The organism is Streptomyces amritsarensis, from assembly GCF_001953875.1.
GTDB lineage: Bacteria > Actinomycetota > Actinomycetes > Streptomycetales > Streptomycetaceae > Streptomyces > Streptomyces amritsarensis.
The window spans coordinates 16,411-37,115 of sequence record NZ_MQUR01000080.1 but is presented as its reverse complement, the minus strand read 5'-3'; the positions used below and the strand labels follow the sequence as shown (position 1 = coordinate 37,115).

At 73.3% G+C, this 20,705-nt stretch carries 18 protein-coding genes and 1 pseudogene; 11 read left to right on the top strand and 8 right to left on the bottom strand.

The annotated features are described in order from the left end of the window. Positions 1-109 precede the first annotated feature (109 nt). Together AVW11_RS27330 and miaB are read right to left on the bottom strand one after the other, a co-directional pair. Positions 110-832 (bottom strand): class III extradiol ring-cleavage dioxygenase family protein, encoded by a 723-nt coding sequence (locus AVW11_RS27330; protein WP_060177927.1) that lies wholly within the window; start codon positions 830-832, stop codon positions 110-112. Between the two features lie 152 nt (positions 833-984). Continuing rightward, complete coding sequence (gene miaB, locus AVW11_RS27325; protein WP_037832149.1) at positions 985-2,508, bottom strand: tRNA (N6-isopentenyl adenosine(37)-C2)-methylthiotransferase MiaB; 1,524 nt, start codon at positions 2,506-2,508, stop codon at positions 985-987. Between the two features lie 175 nt (positions 2,509-2,683). Between miaB and AVW11_RS27320 the strand changes: the two genes are divergently transcribed. Next, on the top strand, positions 2,684-3,679 hold the full coding sequence (locus AVW11_RS27320) for a TAXI family TRAP transporter solute-binding subunit (RefSeq protein WP_076046326.1): 996 nt from the start codon (positions 2,684-2,686) through the stop codon (positions 3,677-3,679). 3 nt (positions 3,680-3,682) lie between these two features. Here the strand turns inward: AVW11_RS27320 and AVW11_RS27315 are convergent. Next, positions 3,683-4,689, bottom strand: a pseudogene (locus AVW11_RS27315) (ROK family protein). 144 nt (positions 4,690-4,833) lie between these two features. Further along, positions 4,834-6,003, bottom strand: coding sequence for a LacI family DNA-binding transcriptional regulator (locus tag AVW11_RS27310; protein ID WP_206281926.1), 1,170 nt, complete (start codon positions 6,001-6,003; stop codon positions 4,834-4,836). Between the two features lie 399 nt (positions 6,004-6,402). Between AVW11_RS27310 and AVW11_RS27305 the strand changes: the two genes are divergently transcribed. Together AVW11_RS27305 and AVW11_RS27300 are read left to right on the top strand one after the other, a co-directional pair. After that, positions 6,403-7,656 (top strand): glycoside hydrolase 5 family protein, encoded by a 1,254-nt coding sequence (locus AVW11_RS27305; protein WP_076046324.1) that lies wholly within the window; start codon positions 6,403-6,405, stop codon positions 7,654-7,656. Positions 7,657-7,825: 169 nt separating this feature from the next. Further along, a complete protein-coding gene (locus AVW11_RS27300) occupies positions 7,826-9,973 on the top strand; it encodes an endo-beta-N-acetylglucosaminidase (protein WP_076046323.1) in 2,148 nt (715 codons plus the stop codon). 32 nt (positions 9,974-10,005) lie between these two features. On the opposite strand, the gene AVW11_RS27295 is transcribed toward AVW11_RS27300, so the two are convergent. Next, entirely contained in the window at positions 10,006-11,418 is a 1,413-nt protein-coding gene (locus AVW11_RS27295; RefSeq protein ID WP_076046322.1) for a sensor histidine kinase, read from the bottom strand. A gap of 13 nt (positions 11,419-11,431) precedes the next feature. Continuing rightward, on the bottom strand, positions 11,432-12,136 hold the full coding sequence (locus AVW11_RS27290; protein ID WP_030854011.1) for a response regulator transcription factor: 705 nt from the start codon (positions 12,134-12,136) through the stop codon (positions 11,432-11,434). Positions 12,137-12,491: 355 nt separating this feature from the next. On the opposite strand from AVW11_RS27290, the gene AVW11_RS27285 reads away from it, so the two are divergent. The 8 genes from AVW11_RS27285 to AVW11_RS27255 all read left to right on the top strand — a co-directional run bounded on the left by AVW11_RS27285 (position 12,492) and on the right by AVW11_RS27255 (position 18,854). Beyond that, entirely contained in the window at positions 12,492-13,277 is a 786-nt protein-coding gene (locus AVW11_RS27285; protein ID WP_030854009.1) for an amino acid ABC transporter ATP-binding protein, read from the top strand. Between the two features lie 118 nt (positions 13,278-13,395). After that, positions 13,396-14,247 (top strand): glutamate ABC transporter substrate-binding protein, encoded by an 852-nt coding sequence (locus tag AVW11_RS27280; protein ID WP_030854006.1) that lies wholly within the window; start codon positions 13,396-13,398, stop codon positions 14,245-14,247. A gap of 83 nt (positions 14,248-14,330) precedes the next feature. After that, positions 14,331-15,005 carry an amino acid ABC transporter permease gene (locus AVW11_RS27275; RefSeq protein WP_030854004.1) on the top strand — a complete coding sequence of 225 codons (675 nt, stop codon included), beginning with the start codon at positions 14,331-14,333 and terminating at the stop codon, positions 15,003-15,005. Continuing rightward, a complete protein-coding gene (locus AVW11_RS27270) occupies positions 15,002-15,898 on the top strand; it encodes an amino acid ABC transporter permease (RefSeq protein WP_030854003.1) in 897 nt (298 codons plus the stop codon). The genes AVW11_RS27275 and AVW11_RS27270 overlap by 4 nt, the downstream gene beginning before the upstream one ends. A gap of 180 nt (positions 15,899-16,078) precedes the next feature. Then, on the top strand, positions 16,079-17,671 hold the full coding sequence (locus AVW11_RS27265; RefSeq protein WP_076046321.1) for an FAD-dependent monooxygenase: 1,593 nt from the start codon (positions 16,079-16,081) through the stop codon (positions 17,669-17,671). A 32-nt stretch (positions 17,672-17,703) separates the two neighbouring features. Then, complete coding sequence (locus tag AVW11_RS39350; protein WP_311318651.1) at positions 17,704-17,790, top strand: putative leader peptide; 87 nt, start codon at positions 17,704-17,706, stop codon at positions 17,788-17,790. A gap of 78 nt (positions 17,791-17,868) precedes the next feature. Continuing rightward, entirely contained in the window at positions 17,869-18,408 is a 540-nt protein-coding gene (locus tag AVW11_RS27260) for a cupin domain-containing protein (protein WP_076046320.1), read from the top strand. After that, positions 18,405-18,854: a rhodanese-like domain-containing protein gene (locus tag AVW11_RS27255; RefSeq protein WP_076046319.1), complete on the top strand. Its 450-nt coding sequence runs from the start codon at positions 18,405-18,407 to the stop codon at positions 18,852-18,854. The genes AVW11_RS27260 and AVW11_RS27255 overlap by 4 nt, the downstream gene beginning before the upstream one ends. A gap of 104 nt (positions 18,855-18,958) precedes the next feature. On the opposite strand, the gene recX is transcribed toward AVW11_RS27255, so the two are convergent. Then, positions 18,959-19,525 (bottom strand): recombination regulator RecX, encoded by a 567-nt coding sequence (recX, locus tag AVW11_RS27250; protein WP_051700707.1) that lies wholly within the window; start codon positions 19,523-19,525, stop codon positions 18,959-18,961. 3 nt (positions 19,526-19,528) lie between these two features. Beyond that, positions 19,529-20,647: a recombinase RecA gene (gene recA, locus AVW11_RS27245; RefSeq protein ID WP_030853991.1), complete on the bottom strand. Its 1,119-nt coding sequence runs from the start codon at positions 20,645-20,647 to the stop codon at positions 19,529-19,531. Between the last annotated feature and the right edge of the window lie 58 nt (positions 20,648-20,705).

Sequence of the window (20,705 nt, the reverse complement as noted above, 5' to 3'; positions counted from 1 at the left end):
GCTGGTGCCGGTTCCGCGCCCCTTCGGCGTCCTCCCGCGCCCTCCGGGCGCGTCGTCGGCGTTTCCCGGCCCTGTGGGCTCCGTGGAGGCGCCCGGAGGCCCGTCGGCGCTACGACCAGGTGGCGACGAAGTACCCCACCCCGTACGGGGCGTCCTCGTACAGCAGCCGTCCGGCGAGGTCCGCGCCTTCGGCAGCGCCGGCCAGCACCTGCCAGGGGGCCCGGCCGGCGGCCTGGAGTTCGGCGGCGAGTCCGGCGTCGATCGCCGCGAGCGCGGCCGCGTCGGCGGCGCCCAGCGCGCGTGCGGCGGCGGCGTCGAAGCCCGCCGCGCGCTCGTCCAGGTAGCCGGGGGCCTTGAGGGTGCGGCGGGCACTGCCGTCCCCGAGGACCAGCATGGCGACACGTTCGGCGGAACGTCCCAGGTCCGCGCCGAGGAGGCCGCAGCCGCTCGGGGGCAGGTCCTCGGCGACGGCCACGCCCGCGACCGGGGCGGCCGCCCAGCGGGCCTGCCCGAGCAGCCAGCCGGCCACCGCGAGGGAGGCCGGGAGGGTGGTCCCGGTGGCGTGGCCGCTCGGCGGTTCTCCCAGGTCGGGGCCGAGGGTGACGGTCAGGTCCACGCCGAAGCCGGCGAAGCTGCCGGGGGTGCCCTGGTCGTACCCGCCGCCCTCGGCGGCGGCCCCGACCACGACCAGCAGATCGGGCCGGGAGGCGGCGAGCACCGCGAGCGCGTCGGAGCAGGCGGTGCGGGCGTCGCCGAGTTCGGCGGCGGCGCCGGCGGCGACCTCCGGCACGAGCAGCGGCGGGGCGGGGCAGACGGCGGCGGCTACGAGCATGATCCGCAGCCTAGCCGGACCGCCGCCCCGCAGCCTCGGCAGGCGGGCGCAGCCCCAGGAACGCGACGCGGCCCACGTGGCGCGGCGCGGCGCAGCTCAGGTGGTGCGGCGCAGCCCAAGTGCCGCGGCGCGGCCCCGGGAACGCGGCGGCGTCACGAGGAGGCGGGCACCGAGCAGCCGGAGGCGACGGCCGGCAGGGGCGCCGGGACGCCCAGCGTCGGGATGCCGAGCATGACGCCCGCCGGCTGGGCCGGGGCGGCGTTGCGCTTCTCCCAGGCGTCGCCGGCGCGGGTGCGGCGCACGGTCAGGGTCGGGCCCTCGGCCAGCAGGTGGTGCGGGGCGGCGTAGGTGATGTCCACGGTGACCACGTCGCCGGGGCGGACTTCCTGCTCCGGCTTGGTGAAGTGGACCAGCCGGTTGTCGGGGGCGCGGCCGGACAGGCGGTGCGTGGCGCCGTCCTTGCGGCCCTCGCCCTCGGCGACCATGACCTCCAGGGTGCGGCCGACCTGCTTCTTGTTCTCCTCCCAGGAGATCTCCTCCTGGAGGGCGACCAGGCGCATGTAGCGGTCCTGCACGACCTCCTTGGGGATCTGCCCGTCCATGTCGGCGGCCGGGGTGCCGGGCCGCTTGGAGTACTGGAAGGTGAAGGCGTTGGCGAAGCGGGCCTCGCGCACCACGTGCATCGTCTGCTGGAAGTCCTCCTCCGTCTCGCCGGGGAAGCCCACGATGATGTCGGTGGAGATCGCGGCGTGCGGGATCGCGGCACGGACCTTCTCGATGATGCCGAGGAAGCGCTCCTGGCGGTACGAGCGGCGCATCGCCTTCAGGATCGGGTCCGAGCCCGACTGCAGCGGCATGTGCAGCTGCGGCATGACGTTCGGGGTCTCGGCCATCGCCGCGATCACGTCGTCCGTGAAGTCGCGGGGGTGCGGGGAGGTGAAGCGGACCCGCTCCAGGCCCTCGATCTGGCCGCAGGCGCGCAGCAGCTTGCTGAAGGCCTCGCGGTCGCCGAGGTCGGATCCGTAGGCGTTCACGTTCTGGCCGAGCAGGGTGATCTCCGAGACGCCCTCGGCGACCAGGGCCTCGACCTCGGCGAGGATGTCGCCGGGCCGGCGGTCCTCCTCCTTGCCGCGCAGCGCCGGGACGATGCAGAAGGTGCAGGTGTTGTTGCAGCCGACGGAGATCGAGACCCATGCGGCGTACGCGGACTCGCGGCGGGTGGGGAGCGTGGAGGGGAAGGCCTCCAGCGACTCGGCGATCTCGACCTGCGCCTCCTCCTGGATGCGGGCGCGCTCCAGCAGCACGGGCAGCTTGCCGATGTTGTGCGTACCGAAGACGACGTCGACCCAGGGGGCCTTCTTGACGATCGTGTCGCGGTCCTTCTGGGCCAGGCAGCCGCCGACGGCGATCTGCATGCCGGGGCGCTTCGTCTTCATCGGTGCGAGCCGGCCGAGGTTGCCGTACAGCTTGTTGTCGGCGTTCTCGCGGACCGCGCAGGTGTTGAAGACCACGACGTCGGCGTCGCCGTCGGAGCCCTCGGGCGCGCGGACGTAGCCGGCGTCCTCCAGCAGACCGGAGAGCCGCTCCGAGTCGTGCACGTTCATCTGGCACCCGTAGGTGCGCACCTCGTAGCTTCGCTTCTCGTCCACTGCCTGGCTCCGGTCGCTGCTGGTCATGCAACAAGGGTAGGTGGTGGACGGCAGCCCTCCGGTCGCCGTGCGCCCGGTCACCGGGCGGCAGCCGCCCGAACCGGACGAGCCGCAGGTCAGGAGCGTCGCGGGCGGTCGCGGGCGGGGTCCGCGGACCTCCCGCGCCGTGACAGGACGGCGGCCGGGTGGCAGGATCGCGCCCATGCCTCTCGTACCGCCCCGGATCAGCAGGCGCCACGCCCTGCGGGTCCTGGTGGCCGTACTCGCCGTGCTCGGCGTCCTCACCTGGCTGCTGAATCCCTTCGGGAAGCCGGACCCGGAGGGCGAGCTGACCTTCAGCACGGGCGCGCGGACGGGTGTCTACCACCGGTACGGACAGCTCCTCCAGCAGGCACTCGGGCGGGACATGCCGGGGGTGGACGTCACGCTGGTGCCCAGTGAGGGCTCGCAGGAGAACCTGCAGCGGCTGGCCACCGGGGAGGCCGACTTCACCGTGGCCACGGCGGACGCGGTCGCCAAGTACCGGCTCGACGGGAAGCCCGGCGCGGACCTGCTGCGCGGATGCGCGCGGCTCTACGACGACTATGTGCAGCTGGTGGTGCCGGCCGGGTCGCCGGTGCAGTCCGCGCGGGACCTGCGGGGCAAGCGGGTGGCGATCGGCCAGCCCGGTTCCGGGGTGCGGCTCGTCACGGAGCGGCTGCTCAGCGCGGCCGGCATCGACCCCGTCCTGGACCTCACGCCGGTGTCCATCGGCCTCGACACCATGCCGACCGAGCTGGAGGCGGGCCGGATCGACGCCTTCTTCTGGTCGGGCGGCCTGCCGACGAACGCGGTGAAGGAGCTGTCCGAGCGCTTCGACATCCGGCTCGTGCAGCTCGGCGACCTGGTGGAGCAGCTCCAGGCGAGCGGCAGCCCTGCGCGCTACTACCGGACGGCCGTCATGCCGCAGGACGCTTACAGCCGGGCCCGCAACACCAGCGCCGTCACCACCCTCGCCGTGCCCAACCTGCTGGTGACCACGGCGAAGACCGACCCCGAGCTGACCGAGCGGCTGACCCGGACGGTGATCCTCAGCCGCGACCGGGTCGGGCGGGCGGTGCACGCGGCGCAGCTGGTGGACCTGCGCACGGCGATCTACACCGACCCCCTGGAGCTCCACGAGGGAGCCGGCCGGTACTACCGGTCCGTCAAGCCCTGACGCTCACGCCGTGGGGGCGGCGGCGGGCGCGGACTTCGCGGACTCCGACTCCGAAGACGCCGACTCCGAGGACGCCGACTGTGAGGACTGCGACTCGGAGGCCGCGGACGGGGGCAGCAGCATCGTGGCCGCCGCGGCCGCGCCGATGAGGCCCGCGTGGGTCCCCAGGGTCGCCGGCACCACCTGGAGCTCCTGCACGAAGGAGAGCGTGGCGTACTGCGCGAGGTGGCTGCGGATCGGGCCGAAGAGGGTGTCCCCGGCGGCTGCCACTCCCCCTCCGATGACCGCGATGTCCGTTTCGACGAGGGTGGCGGCGGCCGCGATGGCGGCGGCCAGGGCGCGGCCGGCGCGGTCGAAGGCGGCCAGGGCGATTGGGTCGCCCTGCGCGGCGGCCGCGGCCACGCCCGCCGCCGTGGCGTCGCGCGCGACGCCAGGGGCATCGGAGCCGTCCGGGCCGGAGCCGGCCTGCGGGGTCCAGCCCTGGTCGAGGGCCCAGCGGGCGATGGCCGTGCCGGAGGCGATCGACTCGACGCAGCCGCGGCTGCCGCAGACGCACGGCGCGCCGTCGAAGGCCACGCTGATGTGGCCGATGTGGCCCGCGTTGCCGGTGGGACCGGGGTGGAGCCGGTTGTTCAGGATCAGGCCGCCGCCGACGCCCGTGGAGACCACCATGCAGAGGGCGTTCGCGTAGCCGCGGGCGGCGCCCAGCCAGTGCTCGGCCGCGGTCATCGCCACGCCGTCGCCGGCCAGTACGGTCGGCAGGGCGGCCCCCGCGCGGCGAGCTCCGCCGCGATCCGCTCCTGCACGGGGAAGTCCCGCCACGCGCCGATGTTGACCGGGCTGACCGTGCCCCGGGAGGTGTCCACTGGGCCGGCGCTGCCGATCCCGCAGCGGACCGCGGAGGCCCACAGCGGTGAGGCGGACAGGTCGGCGACGACCTCGGCCACCGCCGCCATGACGCCTTCGGCGTCCACCGCGCGCGGGGTGGGTCGGCGGGTGGTGGCCGTCATCGTCCCGTCGGGGTGCACCAGCGCCCCGGCGATCTTCGTGCCGCCGATGTCGATCGCCACCGTCGGTCCGGCGGCCGCTGCGGCGGCGCGCTGGGCGGGGGACGGGGCGGTGGGGGTGATCACGGTGGCGGCTCCAGGAAGGGGTCAGGAATCAGTATGCGCCGGGGGCGGCGCCGTGCTGTCGCGAGACTCCAGCCTCGGCCGCTCGCTCTCGCGGACCCCGGGCGGACCGCCGGCGAGTACGGACAGGAGTTCCTCGGCGGCCAGCCGTCCGAAGCCGGCCGTGTCGCGGACGAGGGCGGTGAGGCGGGGATGGGTGACCCGGCACAGCGCGGAGTCGTCCCAGGCGACGATCGACAGCCGGTCCGGCACGGGGATGCCCAGCTCGGCGGCGACCGCACTGCCGGCGACGGCCATCACGTCGTTGTCGTAGACGAGGGCGGTCGGGGCCTGCGGCTCGGCGAGGACCCGGCGGGTGGCGGCCGCGCCCTCCGCGTCGGAGTAGTCGGTGACCACCGAGCGCACGTGGCCCGGGTCGAGGCCGCGGCGCGCGGCCTCGACCCGCAGGGACTCCATCCTGCGGACCGTGTGCGCGAGGCCGGGGAGCCCCGCGATGTGGACGATCCGGCGGTGGCCCAGCCCGTGGAGGTGGTCCAGGACCTGCGCCATCGCTCCCGCGTCGTCGGCCCGGACCGAGGAGACGGGCGAGGGGGCGGAGGAGGGGGCGGAGGAGGGGGCGGGCGAAAGGGCGGTCGGCGAGGATCCGGGGACCGGCGAGGGCGCGGGGACACTCATCGACCCGGGATCCCTCATGGGCCCGGGGCCCTTCGCGTGCTCGGCCGGGGGGCCGGGCTCGCCGATGGTGACCGCGGGGAGGCCCAGCTCCGCAAGGAGCGCGGGGCGCGGGTCCCTCGTACGGGGGTCGACGACGAGCACGCCGTCCACCCGCCGTTCGGCCCACCACCGGCGGTAGACGGCGCATTCGGCGTCCACGTCCTCGACGACCTGGAAGAGCAGGGCGGTCCTTGCGGCGGCGAGGACCTCCTGGATGCCGGAGACGAGTTGGAGGAAGAAGGACTCGACGCCGAGGGTGTGCGCGGGGCGGGCCAGGACGAGCCCGACGGCTCCGGAGCGTTCGCCGGACAGCGCACGCGCCGCACTGTTGGCCTGCCAGCCGAGTTCCTCGGCGACGCGGCGGATCCGGGCCCGGGTGTCCTTCGAGACGCCCGGCCGGTCGTTGAGCGCGAAGGAGACGGCGCTCTCCGACACCCCGGCCCGTCGGGCGATGTCCTTGATCGTGGGTCTGCGGGCCATGGCCTGCCTCATTCATCCTTCGGGCGCTGCGGACGGCGGACGGCGAACTACGGGCGGCGGCCCACGGAACGCGGACGGCACTGGCCGGACCGTACGCGATCCGGCCGCGGCGGACAGCCCCGATCGCCGCACCCGCCCACCCTCCCGGCAGGCGCGAGCGGCCGCAGCGGCCGGCCGCGATGACCGAAAAGCCGCTGTCCATTTCCGCACACTTCCCCGATCGCTGCCAGCGCTAAACCGCATTAGCGGTCTAGGCAGTTCAGAAAGGAACCCTTGCGCCGACAGGACTCAAGCGCATAAGTGCACTCCTGGGAGGCCTTGTTGACTTTCCGCATCGGCACCGGCAGTTTGTGGGCCGTCCGGTGAATTCGTGAAGACTCCAGAACCCCAGGACGCCTCGTGCAGGATCACGCGCTCCGCTTCGGTGCCAACTACACTCCGGCCCAGGGCTGGTTCCACCACTGGCTCGACTTCGACCTCGACGCGGTCAGCGCCGATCTCGACGCGATCGCCGCACTCGGACTGGACCACGTCCGCGTGTTCCCGCTGTGGCCGGTCTTCCAGCCGAACCGCACGCTGATCCGGCCGCGCGCCGTCGAGCAGCTCGTCGCGCTCGCGGACGCGGCCGCCGAGCGCGGGCTCGACGTCAACGTGGACGGCCTGCAGGGGCACTTGTCGAGCTTCGACTTCCTGCCGGCCTGGACCCGGACCTGGCACCGGCGCAACCTCTTCACCGACCCCGACGTGGTCGCCGGTCAGGAGGAGTACCTGCGCACGCTCGCCGCGGCCCTCGCCGACCGGCCGAACTTCCTCGGCATGACCGTCGGCAACGAGATCAACCAGTTCTCCGGTCCCCCGCACCCCGACCCCGACCGCATCAGCGCGGCGCAGGCCGCCGACTGGCTGGAGCGGATGCTCGCCGCCTGTGAGCGGGGGGCGCCCGGCCGCCTCCACCTGCACGCCGAGTACGACGCCGTCTGGTACCGGGACGACCATCCCTTCACGCCCGCCCAGGCCGCCGGGCTGGGCGGGGCGACCGCCGTCCACTCCTGGGTGTTCGACGGCACCGCGCAGCGGCACGGTGCCCGCGGGACGGCGACCGAGCACCATGCCGCGTACCTCATCGAGCTCTCCAAGGCCTGGGCGCCGGACCCGCACCGGCCGGTGTGGCTCCAGGAGGCCGGCGCTCCGGCGCCGCTGATCGGGTCGCAGCAGGCGGCGCGGTTCACCGAGGCCACGGTCGTGAACGCGCTGGACTGCCCGGACCTGTGGGGCGTGACCTGGTGGTGCTCGCACGACGTGGCCCGGGAGCTCGCCGACTTCCCGGAGCTGGAGTACGGCCTCGGCCTGCTCGCCAACGACGGCAGGACCAAGCCGGCCGGCGCTGTGATCGCCCGGATCGCCCGGGAGTGGCGCGGACGCGCGCACCGGCCCGCCCCGCGGTCCACCGCCCTCGCCGTGGACGTGGGCGGGGCGGAGCGCGCTCCCGGCCGTTCGGTGTGCGCCCCCGGCGGCGTCTTCTTCGACGCCTGGACCGTGCTGACGGCTCAGGGGGTGCGTCCCTCGGTGGTGCTGGCGGAGCGCGCCGAGGACCGGGCCCATCTGGCGGCGCGCGGCATCGCCGAGGTGCTGCGCGTGCGTGACGTGGTGTGACCCCGCCCCCGATCGGCCGGAACACCGAACGGCACCGAACTGCACAGAACGGCACCGGACGGGCCCGCCCGACAGGACGCGAGCGACCCGACCGACCCGCAAGGACCCCGCCCCGCCCATGCCCCGCCCCGGCCCGCCCCGATGCCCCGCCCCTCGTGAGGAGCCCCGCATGTCCCAGACCGACGACGGCGCCGATCCCCGTACGCCGCCCGTCCCTTTACGCCCGACCCGGCGCCGAGTGCTGGCCGCCGGGGCCGGCGCCGCCGCGCTGCTGGGCCTGGCGGGCCAGGCCCGGGCCCGGGCCGCGGACGCCACCGCCGGGCCGGCGGTGGCGTCCGAACCCGCCCCCGGCGGCCTGGCCCCGTACGCCTCCTACTGGTTCCCGGACTCCCTCCCGGCGGGCGCCCCGGGTCCCGGGATCGTGTGGCGCTCGCTCCTGCGGTGGACCCCCGAGAGCGACCCCGACCTGGCCCACAACACCGCGACCGTGCCGCTCGCCGAGCGGTTCACCCCTGTCCCGGCCAACGGGACCGCCCGGGCCGGCCAGGCCCGGATCGCCTCCCTCGTGTCCTTCGCGCCCACCGCCGGGAACCCCTCCCAGGGCTCCCCCACCGCCGACTACTACGCGCTCACGCACTGGGCGTACATCGACGAGCTGGTCTTCTGGGGCGGCTCCGCCGGCGAGGGGATCATCCTGGCCCCGAACGCGCCGGTCGTCGACGCCGCCCACCGCAACGGCGTCCGGGTGCTGGGCAATGTCTTCCTGCCGCCCGTGGCGTACGGCGGCGACCTGCGGTGGACCCGCGACCTGGTGCAGCGCGACGCCCTCGGCCGCTTCCCGATCGCCGAGCAGCTCGTCCGGGTGGCGCGCACGTACGGTTTCGACGGCTGGTTCGTCAACGCCGAGACCGACGGCGGCGACAGCGCCCTCGCCACCCGCATGCGGGAGTTCCTGCGGGCCCTGCGGGCGGCGGGCGAGCCGCACGGTCTGCGGATCACCTGGTACGACGCCATGAACAGCACCGGCCGGGTCGGCTGGCAGGGCGCCCTGAACGCCCTGAACCAGGACTTCTACGAGGACCGGGCCGGGAAGGTCGCGGACACGCTGTTCGTGGACTTCCGCTGGACCCCGCAGTCCCTGGCCGACTCGGGGGCGCTCGCCGACCGGCTGGGCCGCTCCCGCCACGAGCTGTGGGCCGCCGTGGACACGGAGTCGCAGGGCTGGAACGCCGACGTCCGCTGGGACGCGATCGTGCCCCGGACCGGCGACCACGTCGTCAGCTACGGCTTCTACCGGCCCGAGTGGACCCTGGGCCACCTCACCGACCGCTCCCCCGGCGCCTTCCACCACGCGGACGACCGGTTCTGGACGGGCGAATCGCTGGATCCGGCCCGGCCCGCCCCCGAGCGCTCCTGGCGGGCTCCCGCGACGGCCGTCGCCGACCGGTCCACCGTCACCGCTCTCCCCTTCGCCTGCTCCTTCAACACCGGGCACGGCCTGCGCTGGTACGAGAACGGCCGGGCCGCCTCCGACACGCCCTGGAACCACCTCGGGCTCCAGGACCGGCTGCCGGGCCGCCGCTGGGTGGTGGACACCACCGGAACCCGCCCGTCCGTCACCCTGGACTTCGCGGGCGCCTGGCGGGGCGGCTCCAGCCTGCTGGTCTCGGGTCTCCTGACGGCTCCGGTCGCCGTCGGGCTGCACTCCACGCGGCTGCCCCTGACCCGGGCCGGCGTCGTGGAGTTGGTGCACGCGACCGGGTCGGGTCCGGTCGCGGTCGAGGTCGGGGTGGCCACCCGGGAGCCGTCCGCCCCGGGCGGGCCGATCCCGTACACCTGGCTGCGGACGGCGAGCGCGGACGCCGGGGCGGGCTGGCGCACCGCACGGGCCGGGCTCGCAGCGCTGGCGGGCAGGACCGCGTACGCCCTGGCCGTACGGATCACCGCGCCCGGCGGGAAGCCGGTGGTGTGGCGGCTCGGCGCCCTGGCGGTGTACGACGGCCCGCGCACCCGCCGCCCGGCCCCGCCCACCGCCGCCACCGTGGACGCCGCGGCCCGCCAGGACGGCAGGGCCTGGCTCCGCCTGTCCTGGCGGGCGGCGGCCGGTGCGGGCGGGCGGCCCCGCCACTACGCGGTGCACCGGGTGCTCCCCGACGGCGTCCGCCGCTTCCTCGGCGGGACCTGCGGCACCGCCCTGTACCTCCCCGGGGTCCCGCGCGCCGGCCGGGAGCGGACGGCCGTCTTCGAGGTCCGGGCCGTGGACGAGCTGTACGCGGTGTCCACGCCGGCCCGCGCGGTCCTGCCCTGGGAGCCGTAGCCGGGCCGGGGCCCGCGGGGCGGGGGCAGGGGTCAGGGGGCCTCGGGGCCGGTGCGGGGGACGGTCACGGTCACCCGCAGCCCGTGCGGCGGGTTCGTCTCGTAGGAGAGGGTCCCGCCGCCCCCGGCGAGCAGGGCCCGGGAGATGGACAGGCCGAGTCCGGAGCCCTTGATGTTCTGGTGGCGGCCGCTGCGCCAGAACCGGTCGCCGACGCGCTGCAGCTCGTCCTCGCTGAGGCCGGGGCCGCGGTCGGCGACGACCACGCGGACCGAGCGGCCCTCGGCCGAGACCGACACCTCGACCTCCTCACCGGCGGGCGTGAACTTGAGGGCGTTGTCGATGACGGCGTCGAGCGCACTGGACAGGGCGATGGGATCGGCCCAGCCGGTGACGGCGGTCCGGCCCGTCTCGGTGAGCCGTACGCCCTTCTCGTCGGCGTACGGCCGCCAGGCGGCGACCCGTTCCGCCGCCAGCGCGCCGATGTCGGTGAGGCTGATCTCGGCGGAGGCGTGCTCGGCCAGCGCGAGGTCGAGGAGGTCGTCCAGGACCTGCGTCAGGCGCTTGCCCTCGGTCCGCACGGAGGCGATCTCCTCGTTTCCCTCGGGCAGTTCGAGGGCGAGCAGCTCGATGCGCAGCAGCAGCGCCGCGAGCGGGTTGCGCAGCTGGTGCGAGGCGTCGGCGACGAACGCCCGCTGCTGCTCCAGTGCCTCCTCGACGTTGTCGGCCATCTCGTTGAACGAGCGGGCCAGGCGTTGGAGTTCCGGCGGGCCGCTGGCAGCCGCGACCCGGGAGTTCATCCGCCCGGTGGCGATGCCGTGGGCGGCGGCGTCCAGGGTCCGTACGGGCTTGAGGACCCAGCTGGTGAGGCGCAGGGCCGCACCGAAGGCGACCAGCATGGCGGCGGCGAGGCCGCCGGCGATGAGCAGCCAGCCCCTCAGGATCCGGCCGCGCATGAGGTCGGTCGGCGATTCGGTGGCGACGACCGCGACCACGTCGCCGTCGAGGACGACCGGGGAGACGACGAGCAGCTTTCCGTCGGTCTGCCAGGGCCACACCTGCGGCGGGTCATGGCTGCGGCGCCCCGCGAGTGCCTCTTCGAGGGCTTTGCGGCCCTCACCGGACCGTGGGAGCTGCCACCAGCCCGGGGAGCGCGCCAGGGCGTGGTCGTCGCGGAGGAAGACCCCGACGCGGATGCCGTACAGCTCCTGGTAGCGGGCGAGTTCGAGCTGGAGGAGGTCCCGGCGCTCGTCGGCGCCGGTGGAGCCGGAGCCCTGGGCGTCGATGACGAACTGGGCGAGGGCGGCGAAGCGGGCGCTGTCGTCGATGCGGTCGACCACGACCCGCTGCTGCTGCCCGGCGGCCAGGCTCACGGCGAGCGGGAAGCCGAGCGCGAGGAGCGTGCCCGCCATCAGGATGACGAGCAGCGGGAGCAGACGTGCGCGCACGGCAGGGGTTCCCCTAGGGGGCGGCCGGGGCGACGAGCCGGTAGCCCACCCCTCGGACGGTCTCGATCAGGGCGGGCATGCGCAGCTTGGAGCGCAGCGAGGCGACGTGGACCTCGAGGGTGCGCCCGGTCCCCTCCCAGCTGGTGCGCCATACCTCGCTGATGATCTGTTCGCGGCGGAAGACGACACCGGGCCGCTGCGCGAGCAGGGCCAGCAGGTCGAACTCCTTGCGGGTGAGGGGGACGTCGGTGCCGTCCACGCTGACCCGGCGGGTGGACAGCTCGATGCTGACGGAGCCGAGGCGGACGACGGCGGGAGCACCGGTTCCCGTGGCGGCCGCCTCCTCGGAGGCGCCGGTGCGCCGGGCGACGGCGTGGATGCGGGCGAGGAGCTCGCCGGTGTCGTAGGGCTTGACGACGTAGTCGTCGGCTCCCATGTTCAGGCCGTGGATACGGGAGCGCACGTCGGCCCGCGCGGTGACCATGATGACGGGTGTGGCGGTGCGCTTGCGGATCCTGCCGCACACCTCGTAGCCGTCCTGGTCGGGCAGGCCGAGGTCGAGCAGGACCACGCCGAAGGGCGGGGCGCCCGCGGGCAGCAGTGCCTGGAGGGCCTCTTCGCCGTTGCGGGCGTGGGTGACCTGGAAGCCGTGCCGGGCGAGGATCGCGGACAGGGCGGCGGCGACGTGATCGTCGTCCTCGACGAGCAGCAGTCTCATGTCGTCCCCCTCTCCTCTTCTCTCTCGGTCGACCCGTGCCCGGTCACGGTCACGGTCACGGTCGACGGTCCTTGCGGTCCCTCGGCTCTCGCGGCTGGTCATGCCGCACGGGCGGCCGCAGAAATGGCCACCCTGCATCCACGCCCATGCGGAGTCCCACGTCAAGAGGGTTCCGCCGCGTCGCGCCTTCCGTTATGCACCCGGTACGCGCGCAGGATCGGCCACGCCGTGCCGCGCACGGAGCGTATCCGGAAGAGGCCGGATCGTTATGCTCAATTCTCCCTCAGATGTGATGACGTTGTGCACGGCTCGTCACTACTGTCCTCCCAACCGAGGAGGACGGAGCTAGAAGCCGATGAGCGGAGTATCAGTGACCAAGGACGTGCAGGACGCGGCCGGTACCGCGGACGACCTGGTCGTGCTGAGCAACGTCAACAAGCACTTCGGCGCGCTGCACGTGCTTCAGGACATCGATCTGAGCATTGCCCGCGGCGAGGTGGTCGTGGTGATCGGTCCTTCGGGATCGGGCAAGTCCACGCTGTGCCGGACCATCAACCGCCTGGAGACCATCGACTCGGGATCCATCACGCTCGACGGCAAGGAGCTGCCCTCCGAGGGCAAGGAACTCGCCCGGCTGCGTGCCGACGTCGGCATGGTGTTCCAGTCGTTCAACCTCTTCGCACACAAGACGGTGCTGGAGAACGTCATGCTGGGCCAGCTCAAGGTCCGCGGGATCGACCAGCCCACGGCCCGCGCGAAGGCGGTGGCCCTGCTGGAGCGGGTCGGCGTCGGCACGCAGGCCGACAAGTACCCGGCGCAGCTCTCCGGCGGCCAGCAGCAGCGCGTGGCGATCGCCCGGGCGCTGGCGATGGAGCCGAAGGTGATGCTCTTCGACGAGCCCACCTCGGCCCTCGACCCGGAGATGATCAACGAGGTGCTGGAGGTCATGCAGCAGCTCGCCAGTGAGGGGATGACCATGGTGGTCGTCACCCACGAGATGGGCTTCGCCCGCTCCGCGGCGAACCGGGTCGTCTTCATGGCCGACGGAAAGATCGTCGAAGAGGCCACCCCCGAGCAGTTCTTCAGCAACCCGCGCAGTGACCGGGCGAAGGACTTCCTGTCGAAGATCCTGCACCACTGAGGTTTACGTCTGGTAGTCATCCGTATGCGGATCACTGCCGGAACGGTTCCTGTCGGCCGTGCGTGCGCCGTAAGCGTCGCTCGTCGTTCAACAACGTCTCATCCGAGGGAAGTTCACCATGAAGATCTCCAAGGCCGTTGCGGCCGCGGCAGTCGCCGTCGCCCTGTCCCTGACCGCGACCGCCTGTGGCGGCAGCAAGCAGGACGCCGCCACCGACGGCGGTGCGTCCGGTGGCGCCAAGGACAAGCTCGTCGTCGGCATCAAGTACGACCAGCCCGGCATGGGCCTGAAGACCCCGGACGGCAAGTTCACGGGCTTCGACGTCGATGTCGCGACCTACGTCGCCAAGGAGCTCGGCTACCAGCCCGACCAGATCGAGTTCAAGCAGGCCGTCAGCGCCGAGCGTGAGAACCTGATCGCCAACGGCGACGTGAAGTTCGTCGTCGCGACCTACTCGATCAACGACAAGCGCAAGGAGAAGGTCGACTTCGCCGGCCCGTACTTCCTCGCGCACCAGGACCTGCTGGTCCGCGCCGACGACACCTCGATCACCAAGGCCGAGGACCTCAACAAGAAGAAGCTCTGCTCGGTCACCGGCTCCACGTCCGCGCAGAACGTCAAGACCAAGCTGGCCCCCGAGGCCGACCTGCTGGAGCAGGGAGGCTACTCCGAGTGCCTCACGGGCCTGGAGAACAAGGCCGTGGACGCGCTGACCACGGACAACTCGATCCTGGCCGGCTACGCCGCGCAGGACAAGAACAAGGGCAAGTTCAAGCTGGTCGGCCTGAACCTGAGCAACGAGAACTACGGCATCGGTCTGAAGAAGGGCGACAAGGAGCTCCAGACCAAGATCAACGCCGCGCTCAAGAAGATGGTCGAGGACGGCAGCTGGCAGAAGGCCGTGGACAAGAACCTCGGCCCGGCCAACTTCAAGAGCGAGCCTGCCCCGCAGATCACCGAAGGCAGCTGATTCATCGGTGAGGGGCGTCGCCGCCCGCCTGCCGCGGGCGACGGCGCGCCTCACCGGCCATCCTGGGGAGAGCGCAGGGCATCGTGTTCGATTTTCTTGATTCCGGGCAGTACGACGTGCTCGGAGCCTTCTGGGTGACGGTTCAGCTCACCTTCTACTCGGCGGTCGGGTCCCTGATCTGGGGCACCGTCCTGGCGGGGATGCGGGTCAGCCCGGTCCCGCTGCTGCGGGGCTTCGGTACCGCGTACGTCAACCTGGTGCGCAACACGCCGCTGACCTTGCTGGTCATCGGCTGCTCACTGGGCCTCAGCCAGACCCTCGGCATCAACCTGGGCGGCGAAACGTTCAAGGAGACGGGCTTCCGGCTCGCGGTCCTCGGGCTGATCGCCTACACCGGCACCTTCGTCTGCGAGGCCCTGCGCTCCGGCATCAACACCGTGCCCGTCGGCCAGGCCGAGGCGGCCCGCGCGCTGGGACTGAGCTTCTTCCAGGTGCTCACCCTGATCGTGCTCCCCCAGGCCTTCCGGGCGGTCGTCGCACCGCTCGCCAACGTACTGATCGCGCTGACCAAGAACACGACGGTGGCGGCGACCATCGGCGTGGCCGAGGCGGCGCTGCTGATGAAGGAAATGCTGGAGAACGAGGCCCAGGCGGTCTTCGCCGTCTTCGCGGTCTTCGCCCTCGGTTTCGTCCTTCTGACCCTGCCCACCGGCCTGCTGCTGGGCTGGGTGTCCAAGCGAGTGGCGGTGAAGCGATGAGCTCGGTGCTGTACGACACCCCCGGCCCCAAGGCCAAGGTGCGCAACTGGGTCTACAGCGGGATCTTCGTCGTCCTGTTCGGGCTCGTCCTGTGGTGGGCACTGTCCCTCATGGGAGAGAAGGGCCAGCTCGACGCCGACAAGTGGACCCCCTTCGTCACCGACAGCCAGGTCTGGACCACGTACCTGATCCCCGGCCTGATGGAGACCCTCAAGGCCGGCGCGCTCGCCATGGCGATCGCCCTCCCGCTCGGTGCGCTGCTGGGCATCGGCCGGCTCTCCGACCACGCCGGGGTACGGGCAGCGGTCGGCGCGTGGGTGGAGTTCTTCCGCGCCATCCCGGTCCTGATGCTGATGCTGTTCAGCAGCGCGCTGTACGCACCCCAGCTCATGGACGTGCCCTCCGACACCCGGCCGTTCTGGGCCGTCGTCACCGGCCTGGTCCTGTACAACTCGGCCGTCATCGCCGAGATCGTCCGGGCGGGCGTGCTCTCCCTCCCGAAGGGCCAGGCGGAGGCCGCGAAGGCGATCGGCCTGCGCAAGGGCCAGACCATGGCGTACGTGCTGCTGCCGCAGGCCGTCACGGCCATGCTGCCGGCGCTGGTCAGCCAGCTCGTCGTGATCCTCAAGGACACCGCGCTCGGCGGCGCCCTGCTCGGCTTCGCGGAGCTGCTCTCCATGAACCGGCAGATCGCGGCGAACTACAGCAACACCATCGCGACCATGTTCGTGATCGCCCTGATCTACATCGTGGTGAACTTCGCCCTGACCACCCTGGCCTCCTGGCTGGAGAAGCGGCTGCGGGGATCGAAGAAGGGCACCGGTGCCGTGGTCGAGGGCGACGTGGCCGAGGTCGACGCGGGCGGTGCGGCCGGCGTGGGCAAGGCCCCCTGACCCGACGGGGCGCCCCCCGGGGTCTGACATACGGTCAGTCATAGCGCGTGTCCAGCGTGGTGCGGCGGAACACATCCGCCGCACCACGCTGCGTTGCGCCCTCGGGTGTCACTTGACGCAGACACCTCCAATGGGTTGCATACGTTCTGTGATCACATACCGGACATCGGGAGCCGCGCCATGGACCCGGTGATCGTCGTCGGCGCGGGGCCCGTCGGGCTGTCCCTGGCCCTCGCCCTCGCGGGTGCGGGCGTGCCCTCCGTCGTGCTCGACGAGCGGCCCGGCAAGGACGAGGTCCGGCCGGCCCGTACGGTCGCCCTGCACGCGGACACCGCGGCCATGGCGCACCGGCTGGGCTGTACGACGCTGCGCGACGAGGGGGCGTACTTCGCCGCCTGGCGCACCATGCGGCGCGGCCGTGACGCCCACCGGCTCACCTTCGAGGACCACCCGGCCCCCCTGCACGTCCCGCAGCACGCGCTGGCGCGCGGACTGCGCGACGCCGCCGCCGCGCACCCCCTCGTCCAGCTGATCTGCGACAGCAGGCTGGACTCCCTGGAACAGGACGACCGGGGTGTCACCGCGCACACCCGGGGCGCCGAGACCACCTGGTGGCGCGGGAGTTACGTGGTCGGCTGCGACGGGGCCCGCTCCACCGTGCGCAAGCTGCTCGGCATCCGCTTCCCGGGCCGTACCGCCGTGGAGCGCCACGCCGTGGCCGCGCTGCGGACCGAACTGCCGTGGCCCGGGGAGGCGCTGCTGCACCGCGGCGCGTCCCAGGAGGTGACCTCGCGGCCGCTGCCCGACGGGGTCTGGCGGCTGGACTGGCTGCTGCCGGCCCGCGGCGAGCTGGTGACCCCCGACGCGCTGGTCACCCTGATCCGCGACACCCTCGCGCAGTGGTGCGGCGGCGCGACTCCCCCGTACGAGCTGCTCGACACCGGCGTGCACACCCTGCACCACCGGCTGGCCCGGCGCTGGCGCGACGGGCGGGCCTTCCTCGCGGGCGACGCCGCGCACCTGCTGGGCGCACTGGGCACCCAGGGGGTGGAGGAGGGGCTTAGGGACGCCGAGAACCTGGCGTGGAAGCTGTCGCTGGCCTGGCACCACGGCGCCTCCGAGGCCCTGCTGGACAGCTACGAGGGCGAACGGCGCACCGCGGTGGCCTCGCGGCTGCGCGCGGCCGACCAGGCGATGCCGACGCTGCGGTCCGGGGGCGGACTGCGCAACTACCTCCCCGGGGCCTCCCGTTCCGCCGAGGCCCTCCTCACCGACGGGCACCTGGGCCGGGGGGCGCTCGGCGCGGAGCCGACGTATGCCCCGCCCGTCGCCGTACGGGAGGTGCCGACGGCGACGGAGCCGGGCGGTCCGGTGGCGAACGTCCCGGTCACCGCGCCCGACGGGGCGACCGTGCCGCTGCGCGACCTGCTGGGGCAGGGCCGGCTGCTGGTGGTCCTGGTGGCCCCCGGTACCGGGGTCTGGGACCGGCGGCACTGGCTGGGCGCCGGGCTGATGCCCCGTCTGGCCGCCGCGGTCAGCGCCCTGCCGGTGCGCACCGACCTGCTGGTCGCCGACAGCTACCCGGGGGCCCCGGCGCACACCGTGCTGCTGGTGCGGCCGGACGGCCACCTGGCGGCGACGTTCGCGGGGGTCCGGCCCGCGGAGCTGTACGAGGCGGCGGACGCCGTGCGGGCCGGTGCTCCCGCGTCCCGGGTACCCGCACCCTCGTCGGCACCGACGCCGGCGCCGACGCCGACCGCGGTGATCGATTGACCGTGCGCGGGGCCGCGTGGTTCACTCGCGCAATGACCGGCAACGACGTACGCCTGTGGCGGAGGGTCCATATGGACCTGCTCCGCTACGCGGGCTGCGTGTGTCGCCCTTCCTGCTGATTCGCCCTTCCCTCCGCGCGCCCCGTGCCGTCCGTCGGCCTGCGCGCATTTCCGCGAACCCAGGAACGGTCACCTTCCATGTCTGTACCCGCACCCGCGTACGCCCCTGCGTCCGCGCACGCCGGGGGCCCCACGGCCACCGAGCTCCTCGACTTCGCCCTCCGTACCGCGGCGGACCCCGAGATCACGGCCTCGCTGCCGCTCGATCCCGAGGGCCGCACCTGGATCCGCCTCGACGGGCCAGGCGGCAGCGAGGCCTGGCTGATCGGCTGGCCGCCGGGCACCGGGACCGGCTGGCACGACCACGCCGAATCCATCGGCGCGTTCGCCACCGCCCGCGGCCGGCTCACCGAGCACTCACTGGCCGTCCGGCTGCCCTCGGAGGGCTGGCGGTCGCTGGAGCTCGCGCCCGGCGTCGACCGCAGCCGCACGCTCGCGGCGGGCGGCGGGCGGGCCTTCGGGCGTCACCACGTGCACGAGGTCCTCAACGAGTCGCCGGACGAGCACGCGGTCTCGGTGCACGCCTACTACCCGCCGCTTCCGCTGATCCGCCGGTACAGCCGCAGCGGTCCCGTGCTGCACCTGGAACACGTCGAGCGTCCGGCGGACTGGCAGTGAGCGCCCAGGCCGGCCCGAACGGCCCGAACGGCCCGAACGACCCGAACGGCCCGGTCGGCATCGACCGGCTGCTGGAGCGCGTCCGGGCGGGATACACCCGCGTCGACGCGCAGGAGGCGTACGCGGCCTCATCGGCCGGGGCCCTCCTGGTGGACATCCGCTACCAGGCCCTGCGGGAGCGGGACGGGCTGATCCCGGGTGCTCTGGTGGTCGAGCGCAACGAGCTGGAATGGCGTCTGGACCCGACGGGAAGCCACCGCGCCCCCCAGGCCGCGGGCCACGACCTCCAGGTGGTGGTGATCTGCAACGAGGGCTACGCGTCCAGTCTCGCCGCGGCCTCCCTGCACGCCCTGGGACTGCACCGCGCGACCGACCTGACCGGCGGCTTCCAGGCGTGGAAGTCGGCCGGCCTCCCCGTCGTGCCGGGACCGGCGCCGCTCCACTGACCGCCCCGGGGCCATGGCGTCGGCTCTGCTGCGCGGCACTGCCCGGGCAGGGGAGTCGCCCGGCGTCCCGGCCCCGGGGCTTCCCCGCCCCGGGTCCTTGCGCCTCACTCCCCGGGATACCCGAGGTCGTCGGCGTCCTCGCCCTCGGCCTCCAGGGCGCGGCGGACCACTCTCAGCGCCATGCCCTCCGGGTATCCCTTGCGGGCGAGCATCCCGGCCAGGCGCCGGATCCGCTTGTCCCGCTCCAGGCCCCGGGTGGAGCGGAGCTTGCGCTCCACGAGCTCGCGGGCGGTCTGCTCCTCCTGGTCGGAGTCCAGCTGCTCCAGGGCCTCCTCCACAAGGGTGGCGTGCACCCCCTTGGTCCGCAGCTCCTGGGCGAGCGCCCGGCGGGCCAGGCCCCGGCCGCGGTGGCGGGACTCGACCCAGGCCCCGGCGAACGCCGCGTCGTCGATCAGGCCCACCTCCTCGTACCGGGAGAGGACCTCCTGCGACACCTCGTCGGGGATGCCCCGCTTGTGCAGGGCGTCCGCGAGCTGGCGCCGGGTGCGCGGGCTCCCCGTGAGCAGGCGCAGGCAGATCGCCCGCGCCTGCTCCTCGGGGCTCTGGGGCGGCAGCTCCTGGCGGCCCTCCCGGCCTCCTCGGCTCCCGCCGCCCCCTTCCTGCTCGCGCATGGGTCAGCTCTTGGCCACGGCGGCCTTGGCCGTCGTCTTGGCCTTCGACGCGGGCGCGGGCACCGCCGCGGCATCGGCGGGCGCGGCAGCGGCAGCCGCAGCGGTGGTGTCGCCCTCGCCGTCCTTGCGGACGCCCACGCCCAGCTTCTCCTTGATCTTCCGCTCGATCTCGTTCGCGAGATCCGGGTTGTCCTTGAGGAAGTTGCGGGCGTTCTCCTTGCCCTGGCCGAGCTGGTCGCCCTCGTACGTGTACCAGGCGCCGGCCTTGCGGATGAAGCCGTGCTCCACGCCCATGTCGATCAGGCCGCCCTCGCGGCTGATGCCCTGGCCGTAGAGGATGTCGAACTCGGCCTGCTTGAAGGGCGGCGCGACCTTGTTCTTCACGACCTTGCAGCGGGTGCGGTTGCCGACCGCCTCCGTGCCGTCCTTCAGGGTCTCGATGCGGCGGATGTCGATGCGCACCGAGGCGTAGAACTTCAGCGCGCGGCCACCGGTCGTGGTCTCCGGCGAGCCGAACATCACACCGATCTTCTCGCGGAGCTGGTTGATGAAGATCGCGGTGGTCTTCGACTGGTTGAGCGCACCGGTGATCTTCCGGAGCGCCTGGCTCATCAGACGGGCCTGCAGACCCACGTGCGAGTCGCCCATCTCGCCCTCGATCTCGGCGCGCGGCACGAGGGCCGCCACGGAGTCGATGACGATCAGGTCGAGGGCACCGGAGCGGACGAGCATGTCCACGATCTCAAGCGCCTGCTCACCGGTGTCCGGCTGCGACAGGATGAGGTTGTCGGTGTCGACGCCGAGGGCCTTCGCGTACTCGGGGTCGAGCGCGTGCTCGGCGTCCACGAAGGCGACGGTGCCGCCGGCCTTCTGCGCGTTGGCCACGGCGTGCAGGGTCAGGGTCGTCTTACCGGAGGACTCCGGACCGTACACCTCGACCACGCGGCCGCGGGGCAGCCCGCCGACACCGAGGGCGATGTCCAGCGCGGTCGACCCGGTGGGGATGACGTCGATGGGGTCGTTCGGCTTGTCGCCGAGGCGCATGACCGCACCCTTGCCGAATTGCCGTTCAATCTGTGCGAGCGCGGCGTCGAGAGCCTTCTCGCGGTCGGTGCCTGCCATGGGTTCCACCCGGTTTGCTTGAGTCGATCGCTTCACGCCATTGACGCTAATGCCTGCC

What these genes read in the sequence shown, in the direction of transcription:
- AVW11_RS27280 (WP_030854006.1), top strand. Translation starts at nt 13,396, where the DNA reads ATGAAGATCTCCAAGGCCGTTGCGGCCGCGGCAGTCGCCGTCGCCCTG.
- AVW11_RS27285 (WP_030854009.1), top strand. Translation starts at nt 12,492, where the DNA reads ATGAGCGGAGTATCAGTGACCAAGGACGTGCAGGACGCGGCCGGTACC.
- AVW11_RS27300 (WP_076046323.1), top strand. Translation starts at nt 7,826, where the DNA reads ATGTCCCAGACCGACGACGGCGCCGATCCCCGTACGCCGCCCGTCCCT.
- AVW11_RS27320 (WP_076046326.1), top strand. Translation starts at nt 2,684, where the DNA reads ATGCCTCTCGTACCGCCCCGGATCAGCAGGCGCCACGCCCTGCGGGTC.
- AVW11_RS27270 (WP_030854003.1), top strand. Translation starts at nt 15,002, where the DNA reads ATGAGCTCGGTGCTGTACGACACCCCCGGCCCCAAGGCCAAGGTGCGC.
- AVW11_RS27290 (WP_030854011.1), bottom strand. Translation starts at nt 12,136, where the DNA reads ATGAGACTGCTGCTCGTCGAGGACGACGATCACGTCGCCGCCGCCCTG.
- AVW11_RS39350 (WP_311318651.1), top strand. Translation starts at nt 17,704, where the DNA reads ATGACCGGCAACGACGTACGCCTGTGGCGGAGGGTCCATATGGACCTG.
- AVW11_RS27330 (WP_060177927.1), bottom strand. Translation starts at nt 832, where the DNA reads ATGCTCGTAGCCGCCGCCGTCTGCCCCGCCCCGCCGCTGCTCGTGCCG.
- AVW11_RS27310 (WP_206281926.1), bottom strand. Translation starts at nt 6,003, where the DNA reads ATGGCCCGCAGACCCACGATCAAGGACATCGCCCGACGGGCCGGGGTG.
- AVW11_RS27265 (WP_076046321.1), top strand. Translation starts at nt 16,079, where the DNA reads ATGGACCCGGTGATCGTCGTCGGCGCGGGGCCCGTCGGGCTGTCCCTG.
- miaB (WP_037832149.1), bottom strand. Translation starts at nt 2,508, where the DNA reads ATGACCAGCAGCGACCGGAGCCAGGCAGTGGACGAGAAGCGAAGCTAC.
- AVW11_RS27260 (WP_076046320.1), top strand. Translation starts at nt 17,869, where the DNA reads ATGTCTGTACCCGCACCCGCGTACGCCCCTGCGTCCGCGCACGCCGGG.
- recA (WP_030853991.1), bottom strand. Translation starts at nt 20,647, where the DNA reads ATGGCAGGCACCGACCGCGAGAAGGCTCTCGACGCCGCGCTCGCACAG.
- recX (WP_051700707.1), bottom strand. Translation starts at nt 19,525, where the DNA reads ATGCGCGAGCAGGAAGGGGGCGGCGGGAGCCGAGGAGGCCGGGAGGGC.